Source organism: Novipirellula herctigrandis (genome assembly GCA_007859835.1).
GTDB lineage: Bacteria > Planctomycetota > Planctomycetia > Pirellulales > Pirellulaceae > Novipirellula_A > Novipirellula_A herctigrandis.
On record SJPJ01000001.1, the window covers coordinates 3,241,134 to 3,260,942 of the forward strand.

Annotated in this window: 16 protein-coding genes and 1 pseudogene; 1 reads left to right on the plus strand and 16 read right to left on the minus strand. The window is 50.3% G+C overall.

All coding sequences use genetic code 11. From position 1 onward, the window contains the following. Positions 1–12 precede the first annotated feature (12 nt). Positions 13–975, minus strand: coding sequence for a hypothetical protein (locus tag CA13_RS11955; RefSeq protein ID WP_146396863.1), 963 nt, complete (start codon positions 973–975; stop codon positions 13–15). After that, positions 975–2,303 carry an MBOAT family O-acyltransferase gene (locus CA13_RS11960; protein WP_146396865.1) on the minus strand — a complete coding sequence of 443 codons (1,329 nt, stop codon included), beginning with the start codon at positions 2,301–2,303 and terminating at the stop codon, positions 975–977. The genes CA13_RS11955 and CA13_RS11960 overlap by 1 nt, the downstream gene beginning before the upstream one ends. A gap of 43 nt (positions 2,304–2,346) precedes the next feature. On the opposite strand from CA13_RS11960, the gene CA13_RS11965 reads away from it, so the two are divergent. Next, complete coding sequence (locus CA13_RS11965; protein WP_146396868.1) at positions 2,347–3,486, plus strand: ISAs1 family transposase; 1,140 nt, start codon at positions 2,347–2,349, stop codon at positions 3,484–3,486. 368 nt (positions 3,487–3,854) lie between these two features. Here CA13_RS11965 and CA13_RS11970 read toward each other — a convergent pair whose 3' ends face one another. The 14 genes and pseudogenes from CA13_RS11970 to CA13_RS12030 form a co-directional block, all read right to left on the minus strand. Beyond that, positions 3,855–4,730 (minus strand): class I SAM-dependent methyltransferase, encoded by an 876-nt coding sequence (locus tag CA13_RS11970; protein WP_146396871.1) that lies wholly within the window; start codon positions 4,728–4,730, stop codon positions 3,855–3,857. Continuing rightward, positions 4,645–5,826 (minus strand): glycosyltransferase, encoded by a 1,182-nt coding sequence (locus tag CA13_RS11975; protein ID WP_146396874.1) that lies wholly within the window; start codon positions 5,824–5,826, stop codon positions 4,645–4,647. The genes CA13_RS11970 and CA13_RS11975 overlap by 86 nt, the downstream gene beginning before the upstream one ends. Positions 5,827–5,888: 62 nt before the next feature. Next, positions 5,889–9,200: a carbamoyltransferase N-terminal domain-containing protein gene (locus CA13_RS11980; RefSeq protein WP_419194226.1), complete on the minus strand. Its 3,312-nt coding sequence runs from the start codon at positions 9,198–9,200 to the stop codon at positions 5,889–5,891. Between the two features lie 44 nt (positions 9,201–9,244). After that, positions 9,245–10,012 carry a class I SAM-dependent methyltransferase gene (locus CA13_RS11985; RefSeq protein WP_146396877.1) on the minus strand — a complete coding sequence of 256 codons (768 nt, stop codon included), beginning with the start codon at positions 10,010–10,012 and terminating at the stop codon, positions 9,245–9,247. A gap of 40 nt (positions 10,013–10,052) precedes the next feature. Continuing rightward, on the minus strand, positions 10,053–11,174 hold the full coding sequence (locus tag CA13_RS11990; RefSeq protein ID WP_146396880.1) for a glycosyltransferase: 1,122 nt from the start codon (positions 11,172–11,174) through the stop codon (positions 10,053–10,055). A 3-nt stretch (positions 11,175–11,177) separates the two neighbouring features. Continuing rightward, positions 11,178–12,551, minus strand: a complete 1,374-nt coding sequence (locus tag CA13_RS11995; RefSeq protein ID WP_146396883.1) for a glycosyltransferase — start codon at positions 12,549–12,551, stop codon at positions 11,178–11,180. An 18-nt stretch (positions 12,552–12,569) separates the two neighbouring features. Then, positions 12,570–13,790 (minus strand): glycosyltransferase, encoded by a 1,221-nt coding sequence (locus tag CA13_RS12000; protein WP_146396886.1) that lies wholly within the window; start codon positions 13,788–13,790, stop codon positions 12,570–12,572. 3 nt (positions 13,791–13,793) lie between these two features. Beyond that, a complete protein-coding gene (locus CA13_RS35015; RefSeq protein ID WP_419195181.1) occupies positions 13,794–14,108 on the minus strand; it encodes a hypothetical protein in 315 nt (104 codons plus the stop codon). Positions 14,109–14,120: 12 nt separating this feature from the next. Then, a pseudogene (locus CA13_RS35020) lies at positions 14,121–14,300 on the minus strand (hypothetical protein); the annotation flags it as partial. A 263-nt stretch (positions 14,301–14,563) separates the two neighbouring features. Then, on the minus strand, positions 14,564–15,073 hold the full coding sequence (locus CA13_RS12010) for an acyltransferase (protein WP_146396892.1): 510 nt from the start codon (positions 15,071–15,073) through the stop codon (positions 14,564–14,566). Beyond that, positions 15,070–16,623: a lipopolysaccharide biosynthesis protein gene (locus CA13_RS12015; RefSeq protein ID WP_146396895.1), complete on the minus strand. Its 1,554-nt coding sequence runs from the start codon at positions 16,621–16,623 to the stop codon at positions 15,070–15,072. Before CA13_RS12015 ends, CA13_RS12010 begins: the two co-directional genes overlap by 4 nt. 183 nt (positions 16,624–16,806) lie before the next feature. Continuing rightward, positions 16,807–17,721 (minus strand): XrtA system polysaccharide deacetylase, encoded by a 915-nt coding sequence (locus CA13_RS12020; protein WP_419194227.1) that lies wholly within the window; start codon positions 17,719–17,721, stop codon positions 16,807–16,809. Beyond that, entirely contained in the window at positions 17,669–18,556 is an 888-nt protein-coding gene (locus CA13_RS12025) for a sugar transferase (protein WP_146396898.1), read from the minus strand. The genes CA13_RS12020 and CA13_RS12025 overlap by 53 nt, the downstream gene beginning before the upstream one ends. A gap of 400 nt (positions 18,557–18,956) precedes the next feature. Further along, entirely contained in the window at positions 18,957–19,643 is a 687-nt protein-coding gene (locus CA13_RS12030; protein ID WP_146396900.1) for an exosortase-associated EpsI family protein, read from the minus strand. Between the last annotated feature and the right edge of the window lie 166 nt (positions 19,644–19,809).

Genomic DNA, 19,809 nt, shown 5'->3' on the forward strand with positions numbered 1-19,809 from the left:
GATTCGGAGCGTTCAGTCAGACTTCGGTGTTAACGGCTTGGTCGAACAAATGACGGACGCCAACACCTCTTTGCCAATCGACGTAATAAAATGAACTGGATCGCGAAAGTTTGCCCGGTCGCTCGTCACCTCGCTAGGCACGTCCCAATTACGGGTGGGCGCAATCTGTCTCAGTCCCGAAACGAAAGAATCGAACTCACGCGATAAGTTCGCAGTGTCAATCAGATCATGATACTCTTGATGCGTGGGAAAGATCACGAAATTCAATCGAATACTGTTTTCACCACAGAACTTCCCAATTTCTCTGAGTTGATCCATCAACTGCTTGGCAAACACGAAATCATGAAAAGTCCTCTCTCCCTCCGCCAGCTTTTCACGCCAAAAAATATCTCGATCCAGAGGTGGACGCTCGGATTTAGAATCACTTTCTGCAACCAAATTCCAACTAGCCATCGTGATCGAGGGATTCAGGTAGTATTTCGCTGGTGAACCGAGTCGGTTTGCTTCCTGCTTCACCAAGTTCCACTGTTTCCCCGCGTCCACAGAGTCAAAATTCACTCCAATGACGACGTTTTGCAATTGAGTCTGTTTAGTCGCAAACCAAAAAGTTTCTATGGAATCGGCGAGGGTCGCACCGCCGTATGCAAAGTTGTAGTAGCGTTCATCCGTAACTTGCCGCACGACTTCATCGCCAATCGAGCGCATTCGCGAATCACCAATCAAGATGTTCTGGCACGGTTCGTGTCGAAACTCGGCAAGCTTCCACAGTCGCTGATTTTCAGCCAAGGCGAGCGTCTGTTGCCGCAGAGGAATGTCTTGCGATCCTCGCAGGTTGTAGGGATCAACCAGGAAGTTGAACACACCTATGCCAGCAACAAACACAAATACTCCCACTGCGTTAAGCCGGTCAAGCATGCTGAACTCTCGCAAAAATCGTTGCAGCGAATTGCTTCCTCGAGAGCGAGTCTGATTCATCAAAATTGAAAGTAAATGAATTGAGTTTTGCCGAAAGCACCCAGCAAAAGCGTGATGGCGATCATCGCATCAAATGCAGCCAAACGCGCGAATCGCCAACGGGGGCGTTGTAGTGCTGCGAACCAACCCTTGGAATTGCACAACATGTCGCTCAATAAAAGCACGCCAATCGCAACGAGACACAGCAAAAACTCTTCCTTGTCGATGCCAATGCGCAGTACCATTTCCCAGTAATAAAAACGAGGTTGGAAATTCGCGAGGTTGTAAAGAGACTGACTACAGTCGACGAACATTTTTTGAAAGGCAATCGTAGCGTCGTTGAAGGATGATGCTCGAAACAAAACCCAGGTTGCCAAAACCAAATGAAATGTCACCGCTACTCGGAACAATCGCTGTATGCTCCAACGGCTATCAGCATTCCGATGCCTGCTGCCGATCACTAACAAGCCGTGTAGCAAGCCCCAAATCACGTAGGTCCAGGCCGCACCATGCCACAACCCGCTTAGTAAGAACACAACGACTAGATTACGAGCTCGCCACAGTGCTCCATCACGTCCACCACCGAGCGGAATATAGACGTAGTCACGAAAAAACTGCGAGAGTGAAATATGCCACCTCCGCCAGAACTCACCCACATCTTCCGACAGGTATGGTTGCCGAAAGTTCTCCATCAGATCGACCCCAATAATCCTAGCGCTCCCGATCGCAATATCCGAGTATGCGGAAAAATCTGCGTAGATTTGGAACGCGAAGAAATAGGTCGCCGCAGCAATTGCAGTGCCATGAAAGTCGTCGGGGGACGAGTAAACCACATCTACATAATTGCCCAACCGATCCGCAATGAAAATCTTCTTGAACATCCCCCACACGATTCGCTGTATACCAGAACTGAAACGGTCGTAGTCAAACGCGATCGGATTTCGCAATTGCGGCAGCAAATGGCCCGCACGCTCGATTGGGCCGGCAACCAGCTGCGGGAAGTACACGACATATAACGCGAAATACCCAAAGTGCTTTTCAGCTGGGATTGCTCGTTTGTAAACATCAACGGTGTAACTAAGTGACTGGAACGTATAAAACGAGATCCCCATTGGAAGGAGTAGATTTAGTTCCGGAAACTGCGCAGGAATGTCGACCAGTTGGAACGCTGAATTGACGCTGTCGCTGAAGAAATCCCAATACTTGAACGTGAATAGAATTGCAAGATTGCTAGTTACGCAAGCAAATAAAATAGCTCGCCGCTGCCATACCACGGCCATCGCATCAAAAGTTAACCAAGTATTCGTTTCAGACTTGCCTAAGTCCAGTGTCGGTGCGAAAGATTTCATTTGACGGATTTCAAAACCACTGCACGCACAAACGGATTTCCAAATGCCATATCAAGTCGCTGGTAAGTTTCACGATTGCTTCCAACACGTCGAAGACCCGAGAGTCGAAGGTCGAATCACGCACTCACTCCACTCCATTCTCTTTATTGTTGTCTGCGCAACAATTGCCGATGCCGATGGTCCCGCAGAGATCGAAGAATTCGCAATCCAAAAACGGGATTGGCTTGAAAGGTTTATTGACATTGAAGACGGAATCCCATCTCACGATACGATTGGCAGAGTGCTTGCAGTTATTAAACCGATTCAGTTTCAACAAGCTCTCGTCGAATGGACCAATCAACTTCGGGCAGGACGATCGAACGATGGCAGTCCACGGTTAGTGCAAATTGACGGCAAGACTTCACGAGGCTCTTACACCGAACGAGACAAAAGCGATGCTCTGCACATTGTAGGTGCTTGGGCTTCCGAAGAAGGCCTCGCCATGGGGCAGGTCGCAGTGGACTCCAAAACGAACGAAATCACCGTCATTCCTGAGTTGATCGACTTGATCGATATACGTGATTCGATCGTGACACTCGATGCCTTGGGATGCCAAAAGTCGATTGCAAAGAAGATCATCGAAGCAGGGGGTGACTACATTTTTGCAGTCAAAGGCAATCACCCCACACTCTGCGCGGCAATCGAGCAACACTTTCTGGCGTGCCATGAACAGGGCCTCGTCGAGTCAGATGTTCGCTCCAAGGCCATCAAGGAAAAATCACGAGGGCGAAACGAAGAACGCTTCTACGGGATAACTGAAATACCAGCGTCACTTCGAGCGTTAACGGACCAATGGATGGGTGCCAAGAGCATCGGACAAGCGGTCACGAGTATCGAAAATGGCGAATCCTGGTCGAGTGAAGTGCGTTACTTCCTGAGCAGTCGATCCGCCAAGGTAAATGAGTTTGCAAAATCGGTTCGAAGTCATTGGTCGATCGAGAGTATGCACTGGGTGCTGGACGTGGTGTTTCACGAAGATGCAAGTCGGATTCGCGAAGGTCACGCAATTGAAAACCTGAGCTTCACCAGACGGTTTGTAATTACACTGCTGAAGCAGGACACGTCGAAGTCGAGTTTGAAGAGCAAGCGAAAAGCAGCCGGCTGGAACACCGACTTTCTCGAAAAACTCCTATTCGGAGCGTGATTTTGATGCGATGGCCGTGGCTGCCATACAGTCTTCGCCGCAATCGGATCCTCCGGACGAGCGAGGATCAGGCCCGAAGAATAGTTGATAACCGTCGAGGCCAAAATCAGTACGACATATTCGGCCCGCCAGCACATGTAAAAGTAGTAACTAGCAACGACGAGCGGTAGCCAGCGAATCGACTTGGGCACCGCCAAAACAATCGCAAACACCAACGGCAAGAAGACGAGATACTGAAGTGAATTAAATAGCACGAATCAAAAATCTTGTGACCGCTCTACTGCCAAATCGATAAGAGTAAACGAACGAAAGCACGGAAATTGCCATCGCAACTAGATTGGCGAGTGCTTCAACTGCACATGCTCAATCTATGAACGTTTCTTGAATCTCATAATGCAAAGCATCCCCAAACCAGGCACATTTGAGATCTTCTCCATCAGTATTCCTCGCTGCTTTGTGATGCTGTTGTATTTTCTTTTTTCTCGTTCAAATCCGAGCTCAGAAAGCTGCGATACAAAATTTCCAATTTTGTACTGGCGTTGTTGGATATCCAAGTACGCCAGTTTCTCAACGGGAATAATTCGGCCAAAAAAATCGCTGTGTCGATGCAAAAAACGATCGAGTTGACAAAACAAGCTCTTAACGTCAGGGACCGAAATAATGAGTCTACCGCCGGGACGCAAAATGGAATAAAAGAAATCCAGCAATGCGGAATCGTCCAATACGTACTCGATGACGCTACTGCAAACCACAAAGTCAAATTCACGATTTCTCAGATGCTTCATTGTATCGTCGTTGATGTGCAAGTATTCGCTGGTGTCTTCGAATCCAGATTGCCTCGCGCGCAATGCCGATTTCTCGACCATTTTTTCAGCTATATCAACACCGACGACTTGATGGCCTAATTGTAGTAGAGGAAAGGTAATATCCCCAGCTCCACATCCATAATCTAGCACCCGTGAACCTTCATCGGCGACTTCTGTGAAGAACTTATGAATGGTCTGACACCGAAAGAAGTATGAAGACTTGACGCCATACTTATCGCCCCAACTACTCGATTCGCGATCCCAAAACTCTGCTACTTGCGATTCGATTCGTGACGTTTGTTCCTCGCTACTCATATTTTTCCTTTGCGGTCCCGTAGATGCGTTAACGGTTTCATATGTTTCTCCTCGCGACTGCATGAGCGTATACGGGTTCGTACCTTTGTATGATTCTCTCCCAGTCTCTATTTTCTTGTACATGTCGTTGTGCGTCAGAACCAAGTCGATTCCGCAATAAGCGATCCTGAACTAGTCGGATACACTGTTCGGCCAACTCTTCTGAATTGCCAGCCGAGTAGATCGCCGCAGTCTCAGGGCTAGCTAATTCTAGGTGCCCTCCGACATCGGAAATGATTATCGGCTTTCCAAGGGCCATCGCTTCCAACGGCTTTAATGGCGTGACAAGTTCCGTTGTTCTGCTGCTGCGCCTTGGATAGACCAAAATATCAATTTCATTGTAAATGCGTTCAATTTCACTATGTGGGACGCGCCCAACCAATTGCACGACACTACTCAATGAGAGCGTTTCAACAAGACTCGCAATTCGCTGCATTGCTTCACCATCACCGACAATCTGAAAACAGACATGTTCACATGATCGGCTCACGATTGCCGCAGCACTGACCAAGTCCTCAACACCCTCCCAGGAATAGAGCGATCCAACGTATCCTATCGTTATGTTTGGAGAATCCTTGACCCGCGAATCCTCTGGGTCCCGGAAACGACAGGTATCTACTCCATTCGGAACCACGAATATGTCCTTAATACCGCGTTGACAAAAATCTCGCTTCAGACCATCCGAAATTGTTACCAAGGCTTCGGCGCTACGTGCTACAGAACTCTCTAATGACTTCGCTAACCGATACTTCAGGCTTCGTTGATGAATCCTCTTCTGGTCGACCGCGCCATCCTCCCAAATCCACCGAACTTCATAGACGAACGGGATGTTAAATCGTCGGGCTGCTCGGGCTGCAATGCGAGCCCAAATACTTGGTGAATGTGCGTGAATTACTTGGGGTCTAAAGTCTCGCAACACTTGTTCTATTCGCCGCTCTGTTTGCCAAAAAGGCTGTATTTTGCACCAAAGTGGAAGCAATGATCGCCTGGGTATTGTCCTATAGTACTTGATTCCGTCAATGACTTCTTCAGGCACGCTTGGGACTGGTTCCTGGCGAGTAGACGTAACTACTGCTGGCTCCCATCCAAACGATTTTTGAAATTTGACGATATTTGCACTACGGACACAAAAACCATCCAAGTGTGGGACGGAATGGCTCAAGAAATGGAGTATTTTCACTTATGTATTGGTTTCGATTATTGTGTGTAGAACTTTTCTTTGAGTTTGCACCGATCCTCGGATCAAAACATCACGTACACCGATTCGGAAATTGGTTCATCAACATCCATCAATCGACTTTGCTTTAAGCCCTCTCCGATAATTGCTTCGATGACTGGAGTGAGCTTTTCCGCAACATCACGTGACATCCACGTACCAAGGATACTTGCGGTCAATTGCTTCGCGGTCGGAGCGGAGCTTGGATCCGAAGTTGTGCCAGTAACAAAACGTTCATCAGCGTCCGATAGGCTTTTGACTTCGAGCCATGTCGTGCTCCGTTTTGGTTCTTGCAGGTTGATCCGCAACGCATTCTCATTCTTTAATTGCTCAGCCTGGGGCCAGAATGATCGTTCAAATGACTGTGCCAGAATTCGACTCAATTCGTTCTCAGCTTCCACTGGAGCAACTTTGGTAATGTCTTCATTCTCTAAGCCTTCTCCTTTCCCCTCAGGCCACTCCGGTTGCTCACCTTTGACGAGTACATAATCACCCAGCGCCAATACATCCATTTCCGTCCGCATGAAACAACGATACGCGTCTTGCGGTTCGTTGACGATTGGTTCACCGCGGACATTGAAGGACGTATTGACGACCACGCCACACCCTGTGTCGCTCTCGAATTGTTTGATCAGGTCGTAGAATTCCGCGTGATGCTCGCGTTTGACCGATTGAACGCGAGCCGAGTAGTCCACATGAGTGATCGCAGGCAAGTCGGATCGCATCTGACGCACCAATGCCAGCATGTCGTCGTCGCTATCCAGTTTTTCAAGCGAGAATGGAATGCGGCGATCTTCACTCACCGGCGCCACTAGCAGCATGTATGGGCTTTCTCGGTCGAGCTCAAAGTAGTCGGAAACTCGTTCGCTTAAGACTGCGGGCGCAAACGGTCGGAACGACTCGCGGTACTTAATCCGCAAATTCAAATTGACTTGCATTTCCACGTTCCGTGGATCGCCAATAATTGAACGTGCCCCGAGCGAACGCGGGCCGTATTCCAAACGTCCTGAAAAATGTCCCACCACCTTTCCCTCTTGCAGCTTCTCACTCAGAAACTTATTTCGTTCCACCGATGACATGTGACGGTATGGATACCCATGCGTGTCTAAGTAGGCCTGAATCTCGTCTGACGAATAACCTGGCCCAAGGTAGGAACCGCCTTGTTCGCTACTATTCGGCCCAGAGCGAGGTTTGCCCAAGTAGGTGTGCCAAACGTCCAGTGCAACACCCAATGCGCAGCCCGAATCCCCTGCGGCAGGTTGAATCCAGATGTCGTCGAAGATGCCTTCGCGAAGCAATCGTCCGTTGGCTACGCAATTCAATGCTACGCCGCCGGCGATGCACAAATGTTTTTCGCCAGTCAGTTCGCGCGCCGTCTTGGCCATCCGCAGAATGATGATTTCAGTCACCTCCTGGATCGAACGAGCCAAGTCCATCTCGCGGCGCGTGATACGGCTTTCAGGATCGCGGCGAGGCCCGCCAAACAATTCGTCAAATTTCGGCGAGGTTGTACTTAAGTCGTGAAGGAATGAGAAATACTCCATGTTGAGCTGCAGAGAACCGTCTTCCTTTACGTCGACGATATGGTCCAAAATCTGCTGCACGTAGATCGGACGCCCGTAGGGCGCCAAACCCATCATTTTGTATTCACCGGAGTTGACTTTGAATCCCGTGAAGTGCGTGAAAGCCGAGTAAAGCAGTCCCAGCGAGTTTGGAAAGTGCATTTCGCGAACTAAGTCGGTGCGGTTCCCACGCCCAACACCTATCGAAGCGGTTGCCCACTCGCCGACTCCGTCCAATGTCAAAATGGCTGCAGATTCGAAAGGCGAAGGATAGAAACTACTCGCAGCATGCGAACGATGGTGGTTACCGTACACCACAGGTCCGTCATAATTTAAAAATTTCCGAACGATCTTAGGAAAGTGCAGCTTCATCCGAATCCATTCCGGAACCGCTTTCGCCCACATTCGACTCGCTGAGTCATGATCAACGGCCATGATCCCTTGAAGAATTCGCTCAAAGGTCATTCCCGAATTGTCGTAGAACGCAACCGCTGCCAAATCATGTTGCGAGATGCCCGCTTCTTCCATGCAATAATTGATCGCTTGCTGAGGAAATCGGCGATCGTTTTTCACTCGAGTGAAACGCTCTTCGTCCGCTGCGGCGACGATCTTACCGTCGCAAATGAGTGCCGCGGAAGAATTGTGATAAAAGCATGAAACACCGAGTACATAGTGTTTTTCGGCATCGGTGCGGATCTTGCTTGTCGTGACTGGACGTGATACCTGCGGCGTCTTCGGAACGAGGTTTCGCTGCTCTAAGAACTTGTGCATTGTTTCAGCGACCAAACGATTTGCCAACGGTGTGAAGTGACCACCAACTTCGTAGGTTAGCTTCTGACGCGTTGCAAACGGCATTTCCACCAAGGGCGTCGAAACGTCCCCGACGTGGAGACTGTCAACCTTCTTTTCGAGTTTTTCGAACAGCGGTTGATAAATCGGTTCCATCCCCACGACATAAAAGTCTTGTGTCGGAATTGGAAAGATAACGACCGGCAACGGTTTCACTTCTGAAATGAATTGCAATAGAATCGCTTCCATTAATCGCCACCCCTGAGTATCGTCCGAGACGATATCGGGATAGGGATGATGTCCGCGCAGTTTTTTATATTCGGTGATCAGTCGTGAGCCAACGTCTTTGAGCATCGACGAATTTCGGATTTCTTTCAGACCTGGCACTTTCTCGTACAAGTCGTGCGCCCACTCTAGTAATTCGTCGCCGTTTTTTTCATCCGACTCACTTGCAAAGGGTCGGTCGCGCGGTACGGGGACATTATTGAGCTCCAAACCGGATTGCGTCAGCGAGAAATACGGCTTCGGTACGACTACTTTACGTCCGGTCACCCGATCGATCGATGGCCGACTTTCCGCCTTGATTCGATTGAAGCTGTCGACCTGGACGCAAATGACAACCAGATCGGCATCGATATGGCGGCCAAACTTGCGATGGGTTAACAAGTGTTGGTCGGTGCCACTGCCCGATACTCCGAAGTTAAATACCTCGGCGCCGGTCATTTCAGCCAACAAATCCGAATAGCGGTCGCAGTTCGAAACATTATCGCCGGCGGTGTAGGAATCCCCGTACATCAGGATACGAGTCTTATCACTCTTCTTTTCCGGGAATTCCCAATCCGATCGAAAGCCAAGAGAATTCGTGACGACATAATAGCCACCGTCTTCGTTGGGAATCCTGGCGCGTAAATTGGGAACGAATCGATGCCCGACCTCTTGGTCGTATTGCATCAACATTCGGTGCGTTGTTTGCTTAAGTAGAAACATGTGCTGCTGTACTCTTTGCGAAGATGAGTCGCGTTATGAAGTTGTCATGATTTGTAGGCGCGTAGAATGAACTCGCCTGACAAGAAGAAGTCAATTGCTGGCGTTGCAACTATTGACCCAAAATGGCGAAACCGATATGGAATCGGATAATCGATATCGACTTTGTCAAACCCCGACTTGGAAAAGATCTTTTTCCAGACCGACGGTTGCTGATGAATTCTCCAATTGATCGTTCGTTGACTCAAGCAGAACTGTCGTGGATAGCCGATTCGACGCAATTGAGTCCAAAGGCAATAGCGAGTTGCATCGGTCGCAATGACGACGCCTCCGCTTGCCAACAAGCCGTGAAGTTTTTCTCCGATGCCGACATAGGTGTCAAAAACCTCGGAGTCTTTCATTGCATTCAATGGTGTCTCGTAGAGATGATTGAGAACCGCGATCATGACAATGACGTCGAATTTCTGGTCGCCAAAATCCATCTTGTTAAAATCATCGTTCCGCAGTTCGATATTGCTCAAGCCCATCTGCTCGATTCGCTTTGCTTGAGTTGCGACGACACCTGACGTCGAGCCTTCCATTTCCGGTTCGATACTGACGACTCGTTCGGCTCCGGACAAACCGCAGTGCAAACTAATCAACCCACGACCGCTGCCAATTTCCAATACACGTCGGCCCTGCAAATTGATTCCATGAAAAATCCCTTCTAGATAGTGCTGATATCCGGGCGGATTACAATGCCCATCCTCTGCTTGGAATCCTTCTTTCAAGCGGTGAAGTGATTCTAAATGACTCGGTTTTGAAGCTATCGACATATTACTTTTCTCGATGAACTAAACGAAATTGCAACCGCTATTACACGCTATGGCGTGCGGCTTCGTCCCATAGCTGAATGTATTCATTGATCATGCGATCCAGTGGATACTCAACGAGGGCTCGGTGGCGATTCGCTTGTCCGACCCGTTCTCGCAATTGCGAGTCCTCCGCCATTGTTCTGAGGCCGGCGGCATATCCTGACAGATCCGAATGTGAGAAGACAAACTGTCGGTTGACTTTGGAAAGGAGTAGCTTATTGTCTGCGATATCCGCCGAAACCGCCGGACACCCGGTCGCCATGGCTTCCAAAAGCGAATTCGACGCGGCTTCTGACTTTGAAGTTGTAACGTACACGTCGAACGCTCCGTATGCGGGGGCAACATCTTCCATGTGCCCCATGAACTTCATTGAATCCAGAATGCCGAGCTCCTTCCCCAGTGCCTCCAGAGATGCGCGTTCTGAACCCTGGCCGAAAATCGCCAAGCGGTCTTCTGGCCGACAAGCCTTTGCGTAGGCTCTTAGCAACATGGGGATATTCTTGCTGGGCCTCAAACTGCCGACGTACCCGAAAATGACGCCATTTGTGCCTGGTGAAATCTGCGATCGCAATTCGTCATTTCTCTGCGGCTGAAATCGCTCTCCGTCTACTCCCGTCTTGATGTACGCAATCTTGCTCTCCGGTACACCGAAACTCTCCATCGCTACTGCACGCATCGAGGCGGAAGTGACAACCGTCCGGTAACAGCCGGGTACCACCAGGCGGCGGACAGTCCGCCTTCGCCAGGCTTTGCCGTCAATTTCATTGGACAATCCGCATTCGTTGTGAATCACGGGTCGAAAGCGATGCAGCTTTGCGCCAATGATTGCATCGGTGGCACCCCAGTTATACGTGATCAACACTTTGGGATTGATCTGACGAATCCGGCGCCAAACTGCAAAGGGCCACTGAACAAAATTGGTCCTGGGTGGTCCATCGAATAGCTGGGTTCCGTTGGTCCTATCGAGTTTGTGGGCCGCTTTGCTTTGCCCGCTGAGGGAAAGTACGGCGTGGCCCGAACCAGGCGGTGTGTGATTGATAATGTTCGCAACGCGCAGTTCCGCTCCACCTTGGTTAAAGGCGGCGAAGACATGCAGGTATTTGACTTTTTCCATATTCGACATTCGTCATTTTTGACGGGAGGGAATGACAGTTGTGACAACACTTGACAACTGTTCGGCCAAACGGTGCGTGAGTTTTTCGCCATCAAACTCATGAAGAGCTTTTTCGAAGTGCATTGCTGATCCCTGAGTCTTTTGTAGCTCTTCCAAAGCGGTTGCGATCGAAGCGGGATCGTTTGGATCGGCCACGCAGCCGAGCGAGTAATTGCGAACAATGTCAGCCAATGCTCCGTCCCCCGTCAGCGCGATGATCGGCTTCTGAAAAAGCATCATTTCAAACAATTTGCCAGGGACCTGCACTGCCGTGTCGGGCTGAACCAGTAGAAACGCATCGACACTTGCCATGCGATGAAGCATTTCATTGTGACTGACCGCGGCGTCGAGCCGAAAAGACTCGGTAATACCCAGTTCCGCCGCAAGCTCCGAAACGCCAAATTCGGCGTCGCAGTGTCCCAACTGCTCGAATACGACGGGCTTGCCACGGTCCTTTAACAGCGCAATCGCATGAAGAATTGGCCGGGGGTCTCGACGCCGGTAAAGACCTCCTGGATGGAGTACTGTCAAATCCTGCTCACTTGAACCGGACGAGGCTTCACTCAGTATTTTCTCGACTTGTTTCTTGAGCTCATTGTCATAACCATTTGTAATCGTCGTGAATCGCGACGGCGGAATCTCGCCATAGTGATTAACGAAATCGCATTCCAACGCACTTGTGTTTAGAATCACTCGGGAGGCCTGACTTACGCACTTCTTCTCAAGCTGAATCACACGGCCCTGCGTGAACCGCGATTTATTCCTTGGACCCCACGGCACACGTGTCCAAGGATCGCGAAAATCCAACACCAGGGGCAGCGACGTGCGTTTTGCAACTTCGGCAGCGGTTACCAAGGTGGAAAACGGTGGTGCAGTGGCATAAATGACGGCAGGCTTGTGTTTTTGTACGAGTTCGAGCGCGGCCGCTACTGCGGGGCGTTTCCAGCCAATGTTGCGATCGGGAATCGCAAAAAGGGCTTCTTTTATCTGATCGCAAAATGAGTGCTCAGATTCCTTAGTTTTACTCGTATTGGACGTGGCAACGGACGTCGAATCGTCTCGAGAGTTCCGAGCATTCGAACCGAAAATCGACAATGCGCCGCGAATTCGCTGCTTAGCCACATCCTCGATTCGTGCAATGGCTATACGTTTCACAACGATCCCATCCGGTATTTGTGATTCGAGTGATGGATCGAGTCGCTGATGCGATTCAGGTTCACTGGTAAGAACGATCGGCTCCCAGCCCGCTGCTGGAAGATACTTGACGAAACGCAACGCACGAAACACACCCACGTTCGCCGCGGGTGGGAAGTTGTAGGCAAGGAAAAGAACTTTATTGTCAATCATCTGGGCCGCGCAATTGCGTTAACTCTTTAGGCTGGATGAGGCGAGTTCATGGTACAGCTTCTCGTAACCTCGAATCATCGTGTCGAGCCCATACCGTTCGCCTTGACATGCTAAGGCAGCGGCAGCGTAAGCCCGACGGACTTCAGTTGTCGACATTTTGACGAGAGCATCGGTCAACGAGCAGCAATCGTTGGGTGCGATCACAATTCCGCCTGGATTTGGCGTCAACAGCGTCCTCGCAGCATCTCCGACGTCCGTCGCAATGATCGGCAATCCCGCCGCCATCGCTTCGAGCATCGATTGACTCATGCCTTCGCTGTCGCTGCAGTTGACAAAAACGTCCATGGCAGCCATGAAACGCCAAGTGTTGGATTGATGACCAGCGAAATGTACGCGATCACGAAGGTCGAGTTGCTCGACCAAGGTTTCCAATTCGCTCCTACAGGGCCCGTCACCTACCATCAGAAGGTGCGTTGCTCGCTGCATCTCTTCAGGTAATTCGTTGAAGGCGTGAATTACTAACCCCAGGTTCTTTACTCTGGAAAGTCGAGCGACTATGCCGATTACGTAGCTACCCTCACTCATCCCGAACTGCAGCCGCACTTCCTCGCGAAACCTAGCCAACTCCTGCGGCGGAAACTTTCGCTCCAAACCGTTGGGGATTATATGAACTGCTGACGAATCTATTCCGACGATGGAGCAAACCTTCTTGGCGACACAGTGCGAATTAGTTGTGACAGTGATCCGCCGGCAAATCCAACGCATGACCATTGCCCGCATCCTTCGTTTGATGGGGCTACAGCGATCGGACCCCAGCACAGATCCTCGTTCACCATGCACGTGCACTGCTTTGCCATAGCGTTTGACAGCGAGATAGGTTTCCAGCAGCGTCCCCCAGTTGTGCGAATGAACAATGTCTGGCTCTAGTCTTTTCAACGCACCGGCGATTGCCTTTACTGCTCGCCAACTATTTCCACTTCTTATTCCGAGTTCGACAATTTCCACGTCAGTTTTAGAAATCCAGCTTTTTGCGTTACCGACTCTGTCGAGACAAATCAGACTCACGTGAAAAAATTCGCGATCCAAACCATTTGCAACTTTTGCCACGTAGCGTTCCATACCACCGACGTCATAACGAACCACTAGCAGGGCAACGTGAATCTTGTATGGCGGAGGGATTTGCGAATCTGTCGAGTGAGAATCAAAGTGAGAAGGTGCGATGGAAAAGCATCCACACATCCCCTATTTTGCTTTTTGCACGTGTAGGCAGGTATGTTGATGTAAACCCTGAACCGATGATTTTTCGGGTGGCAAAATCTGGTTTCCGACTGTCCAGAATTTGCAGTCCCAGTACCGCCAATATTCCTGATCGACGATGGTGCTTTCGCCAGCCTTGAACCAACGATCGAGATCGGATCGGCAATATGCTCGTGTCTTATAGGTCGCATTTTTCCCGTAGCTAGATCCATCGAGGTCATAAACATTTTCGACGTGTTCTGATTCACAATAGGGGAACGTGACCAGAAGATGACCGCCTGGATTGAGCAACTTGATCATTGATTCAATTCCAGCGTCGTGATACTCGAAATGTTCGAGAACGCTGATGCACGTGATCAAGTCGAAGCGTTTGTCAATTCTAGTCTTTGTGATGTCATCATCAATTATGTGGAAGTGACGATTCACCATCCCACGCGGCCAATAGTCAACGATGTTGTCGGTCGCTGTCACGATGAATCCGCAGGTACGCATCAAATGAGGAAGAGCAGTCCTGCCAGTTCCAACATCCAACACCGTTTGCGGATTGATTTCTGCAAGCTTTCGGAATACAAACGAGAATTCAACTGGACGCTCGTTGACTCGGAAGAATGACTGATCTTCCCATTCGGAGCGGCAGACACGTTTGAGATAGGATCTACCCAGGCTATGAATTATTGATTTCAATTTGTTTACTGTTCGTCATTTTTCGTTCAAGGATGTTGATAAAGGAATGCACTCTTGGATGTACCACGATCTTAGGATGGAACACGGCTGCCGATTTGTTTTGCTGGTACACCAGCAACAATCGAATAGGGCTCAGTCGATCGAGTCACTACCGCACCCGCAGCAACGACCGTTCCTTTGGCAAGCCGAACACCTGGCAAGACAACACATCGAGCTGCGATCCAAACATCGTCTTCAATGACTACTGGTGCACGCTCATACCCTTGATCGCGGATATTGACGGTTGCATCTCGCATCTTGTGATTTTGGGACCAAATGAATGTTCCTGGACCGATTAAGACATTTTCACCGACCTCAATTCCGGCTTTCGCATTTAGTTGGCAGTAAGCCGTAATCGCGGAATTGAGTCCAATGGTCAAGTTTTCGGGATAGTAAATCAAAACGTGCGATAAAATGCGAGCTCCCTTTGCCACATGAAATCCGTACCACCGCTTCCTGGCCGTCACGCCGATTCGTCCCGGAATCGCCCGCAACAAGGCCCTCCACCATTCAATAATTTCTTTGCGCATCCAACTCATCATGATTGGATCATTGAACGTCTTCTTCGTGAAAAATCTCTCAGTCGCTGTCGAACGTCCGATAGCTGATTTGTTGAAAGTAGAATCGGACAAAATAGAGCAATGGAACTGACTGAGAGAATCCCTGCGGTGCAAAGCCAAGCAAAGCTAGCGATTTGACCGAGCGTTCCAACGAGTGTGAATAAAACGATTGACAATAGTATTCCAAAAACGATCGGCCTCCAAACGATTTCGATTAGCAGCTTGGGAACACTTTGTTTTAGCAGCCGGGCATGAGCAGGAAGGTGGAAGCCGATGCCCATGATGAAGGCGGCTATTAGCGTTCCAATCGCAATGCCGATAGGACCGAGCAACTTCCCAGCAATCACGCTTCCTACTAAATTGATAAGGGCTTCGGCAAACAAAAAACATGCAACCAACTTAAGCTTATTCTCCGCAAGTAAAAGCTGCGTTCCGGCGCGCTGAATTCCTACACACATGAACGCAAGGCTGAGCATCACAAAGATTGCGGGTACGTCGGCAACAAGTTGAATTGACTGTTCTGAGTCGCCGAGCCAGAGCGAAAGAAACGGCCGGATCCAGGCTGAACCGACGATTAACATTGACAGGGACAGCCCCAGCACCATCCGCGTGGCGGTGATATAGAGGCCCGTCAGCGCACCAATGTCACCTTGCTTGCTTAGTCGCGTCATGGTCGGAAACAACACCTTCGTTGAGGTGACAACGAGGCTGGTGCCGTACTGAACAATCGAAGCCGCAATGCCGTAGGGCGCGACCGCTTTGGCGCTAAACAGAATCGCAACGGTGATCGCGTCGGAGAAATAGATGAATTGCCGACTGACACCAATCAGGAAGTTCCAGATCCCAACGCTGCCAATTTCTTTTAGCTCGCTACGATCGAGCGTTAGTCCACAATTCCTGATACCCGGCAGCAGCTTTGTCGCCGACCAAACTCGGATCAAACTATCCAGGCAATTCGTCAACATCAACACAACCGAGATTGCGACCAATCCACCGCCAATGCTCAACGCCCACCAAGTCGCAAGCGCAAAAATGATTCTTGTCACGACCGAGATGGCGTTGGCGATGTCATATCGCTGAAGACCGACTAAGACCGCGCCATAGGGCGTGATCGGCATCTTGATCGCCGCGCCGACCGCCTGAACCATGACGACGGTCCAAATCACGTCGACCAGCTGGTCACTCATTTCGACGAAATGTGGCAACGAAATTGCAAGGATCGTGCCGCCGGTCAAAATGACCGCCCCGAGCGCGGACAGCAAAGGAACCGCGGCCGCGATGTGGCGGCGAACCGAGTCGATATCCTCTGCTGCGATTCGACGCGTGATCGATTGCGTGAGACCGGCTCGCAGTCCCATGTCGACCAGGCCGTAGTACCCCACCATGCTTTGCAGCAGCAGCCACAGGCCGTAGGCCTCGGTACCAAGTCGCTGGATAACGAATGGCGTCAGCAGCAACGTCACGATAATTTGGCTAGCGAGACCGACCCAACTTGCCGCAACGTTCCTTAAGACAATTTTAGCAACGCTCATTCGAGCACCAACGTTGCGTGGCGGCGTCGGCACTGAAGCCCAAATTGTCGTTGAGTAGGATACACAGATTCTTGTGTTCGGTCCGGGAAGACTTCGTCCACTAGGGTGTCACCCTAGATTCTATTTCCGCGGGCGGAAGGTTTTTTATTGTTGTTACCAATTTCCAAACTCGGATGAGTTCGGCTACGTGGGCATTACAACCCGGTTTGCCTGATCTACCGACTGAACGACCGCCTCCAGACGATCGAATGAATGTGCCTTGCAGAGTCGGCGAAGTCGGTCTTCGGTGTGCTTTAATCCTACGTAATGACGAAACTTGCTTTTCCGTCCAATTTTGTCCATCCGTGGTTGCTCGGAATCGACTTCCCAGGGATGAATGTAAAACATTGCTGGTCGGCCTTCGCGACGGACGGCCTTGATCGCTTGCGAGGTCAATCGCAGCGGAAACAACCGAAAGTAACCTCCACCGATTGGAACGTGCACACGTCCGGTCGACCATGCCGATGGCGGGAATTCGCGGATGGGTCCATGTTCCGTTTGGATTTCGTGGATCTCTTTCTTGGCGCCCGCCATCCCGTAACGATCGTGGCCGCTGATGGGAAAGATGCTGGAGTCGGTATCGAAACCATGTTCGGCCAAAATATCCAGCGCCCACAGTGATTTTTCAGTGATCGAAAAACTGGGGGCACGGTATGCTGTGACAACGACGCCACTGGCGTCCGCAATCGCCTCTTTACTATCGGCAATGTCCTTGGCGAACTCTTCGGGTGTCAGGTCGTAAACCAGTTGGTGCCAATAGCCATGCGAGGCAAGTTCGTGGCCTGCGGCTGCGATCCGTTCGACCAATTTTGGGTAACGCTCAGCAATCCATCCCAGAATAAAGAACGTCCCACGAACTTCATGCTCGTCAAAGATCGATAACAGCTTGTCCGTATTTGCTTCCACGCGACATTCCAATTTGTCCCATGTTGAGCGGCAGACACGCTCACTAAACGCAGAGACTTGAAAATAATCTTCCACGTCAACGGAAATTGCGTTGGGAATGTCAGTTAGTAACACGATGTTTGGCTTTGCATTGGTGAGTTCGAACGGGGCCACGGCAAAAACTGTGTTCACTGTCAATCACAGCGGAGTCGCCTACGCTTTTTGTCGCCACATGCTCCACTAGCTCTATTCGCGAAAGTCGCATCAAACGCGTAACTGTGTCACCTTTGATACCAAACATGCGAAGTGCAGTGGCGACAATCATTCGCATGTCGAGCCACCCATTCGCTGTATCGATGTAGCATAGATCCAAGATTTGTTTGCGACGAACATCATCGTCGGTTTCGTCAGGTGGCAGATTAATTTGGGCTAGGCCTGTGATCCCTGGTTTGACCGTGTTGCGACGGTAGTAGCAAGGGATTACGTTCCGAGCGAGTCGCCTACAAATCTCTGGCCTTTCGGGACGAGGCCCCACCAATGACATCTCGCCTTTGGCAACATTCCATAGTTGGGGCAATTCATCCAAGTGAAGTTTGCGAAGCACCCGTCCAAGTCGAGTGATGCGAGAATCCCCCTTCACACACCACTGAGCCTGGCCTGGTTTTTCAGCATTTTGAACCATCGAACGGAGCTTGATAATCTCAAAAGTTTCGCCATGCAAGCCAACCCGAGTTTGCCGATACAGACCACCGCCAGATGACGTCAGCCTAATCAGCAAGACCAAGAACAACGTGAGCGGTGACGTGACCACAAACAGCACAACACCGGCCAAGCGATCCAAAACGTACTTCCGTTGAAAGTATCGCTCACGTGCGGGAACTTGACTTGCTAAACAAAGTTGGTCCGAAGACAGGCAACGAAGATCAATGTTTGGATCGCTACGTTGAAGTTCGTCAACGGCGGACAGGGAAACAAAGTCCTGTGAAATCCGCATACTCGATTGGGACATTCTCACCGTCTCCCACAATCAAAAAAAGTAAAACCTGTTGCATCCGTATACGCAAATCCGACAATCATAATTGAGCACCCCTTTCATTGAACAAATCTCAGTATGCAACGACCAGTTAGTTGGCCAGCGCTACTTTCGATTCAAAACATGGTGTTTTGCGGCACCAATTAGCCGCAGGGCGTTAGCCCCGGCTCTCATCTCACATCACTTACTAACCGGGGCTAACGCCCAAACGGCTAAGAAAACAACTTCGTTCAGTTGGTGTACTATCCAAGGGCTAACGCCCAAAACGGCCAATGAAGTCGAGCTTGTGCAACGTCCTCTTACGAGGGAACGCTGCGAGGAACTTAATGTACTCTTCAATGTCACCGGTTTAGTTTCTTTTCTGCATGCCATTATATCATTCAACGATGGTTTCAAGTTGTGGCAAGAATGCTTGCAGAAAGTCGCGACAAAATCGCAGCGACCCATCGCCACTTGATTGGGCAATGGTTTCGTTGGTTGGACTGGCAATTTGTATCTTGTAAAGATTCTCGGTCATCCAGAAGCGAGGGTACTCGCTGGCTTGAAACGCCCCGCCGTTACTCCACCCATACCAAACGTCTAAGGCGGGTTCGGGGCTATTGTCCACGGAAAACTGAACGGACCAAAGTTGGTGTGCATCACTTTCCGTGGTGATGCCTTCGATTTGCCGCTGCCCGACTTGCTCGGTTCCAACGGAGCTATAGCAGACTTCGGGAGTATGGACGGCAATGGGCCCACGAGGGCCAAACATCACAGCGACGGTTACCTTTGCTTCGCTTTTGTCGTGTTGATAGACGCGAACCTCGGATCCATAGCAGCGAAGTAAGCTGAGTGCCCCCGAGTCGAGTTGTTGCTTTTCGGCCAGCGTCCAATCACCACAGCGATCGGGAAGTTCGTTTAGACGGGCGCCTTGTTGGATCAAATTCTCGGACTTGCTCCATCGCCCGTCCAAATAGCCGTGAACGATGCCTGACAACAACGTCAACACGATAACCGCAGCAAAGGGGACACGCCCGATGATGGGTGACCTTAATTGATCAGGTGTTTTTTTCTGTTCGCTCAATTTTCTATATCGATGGTGAGAGTGACGGGCAAATAGGGATAGTTCTTGCTGATCACGCAACTATTCCAAAGAACTCAAAACTATCGGGGTGCTGCGACGCCCTTCGGGGTCGTGTGTCAGCTTGGTTCGTTACCCGGCGGCTTCCAATTCGCTGGACCACCGGCTA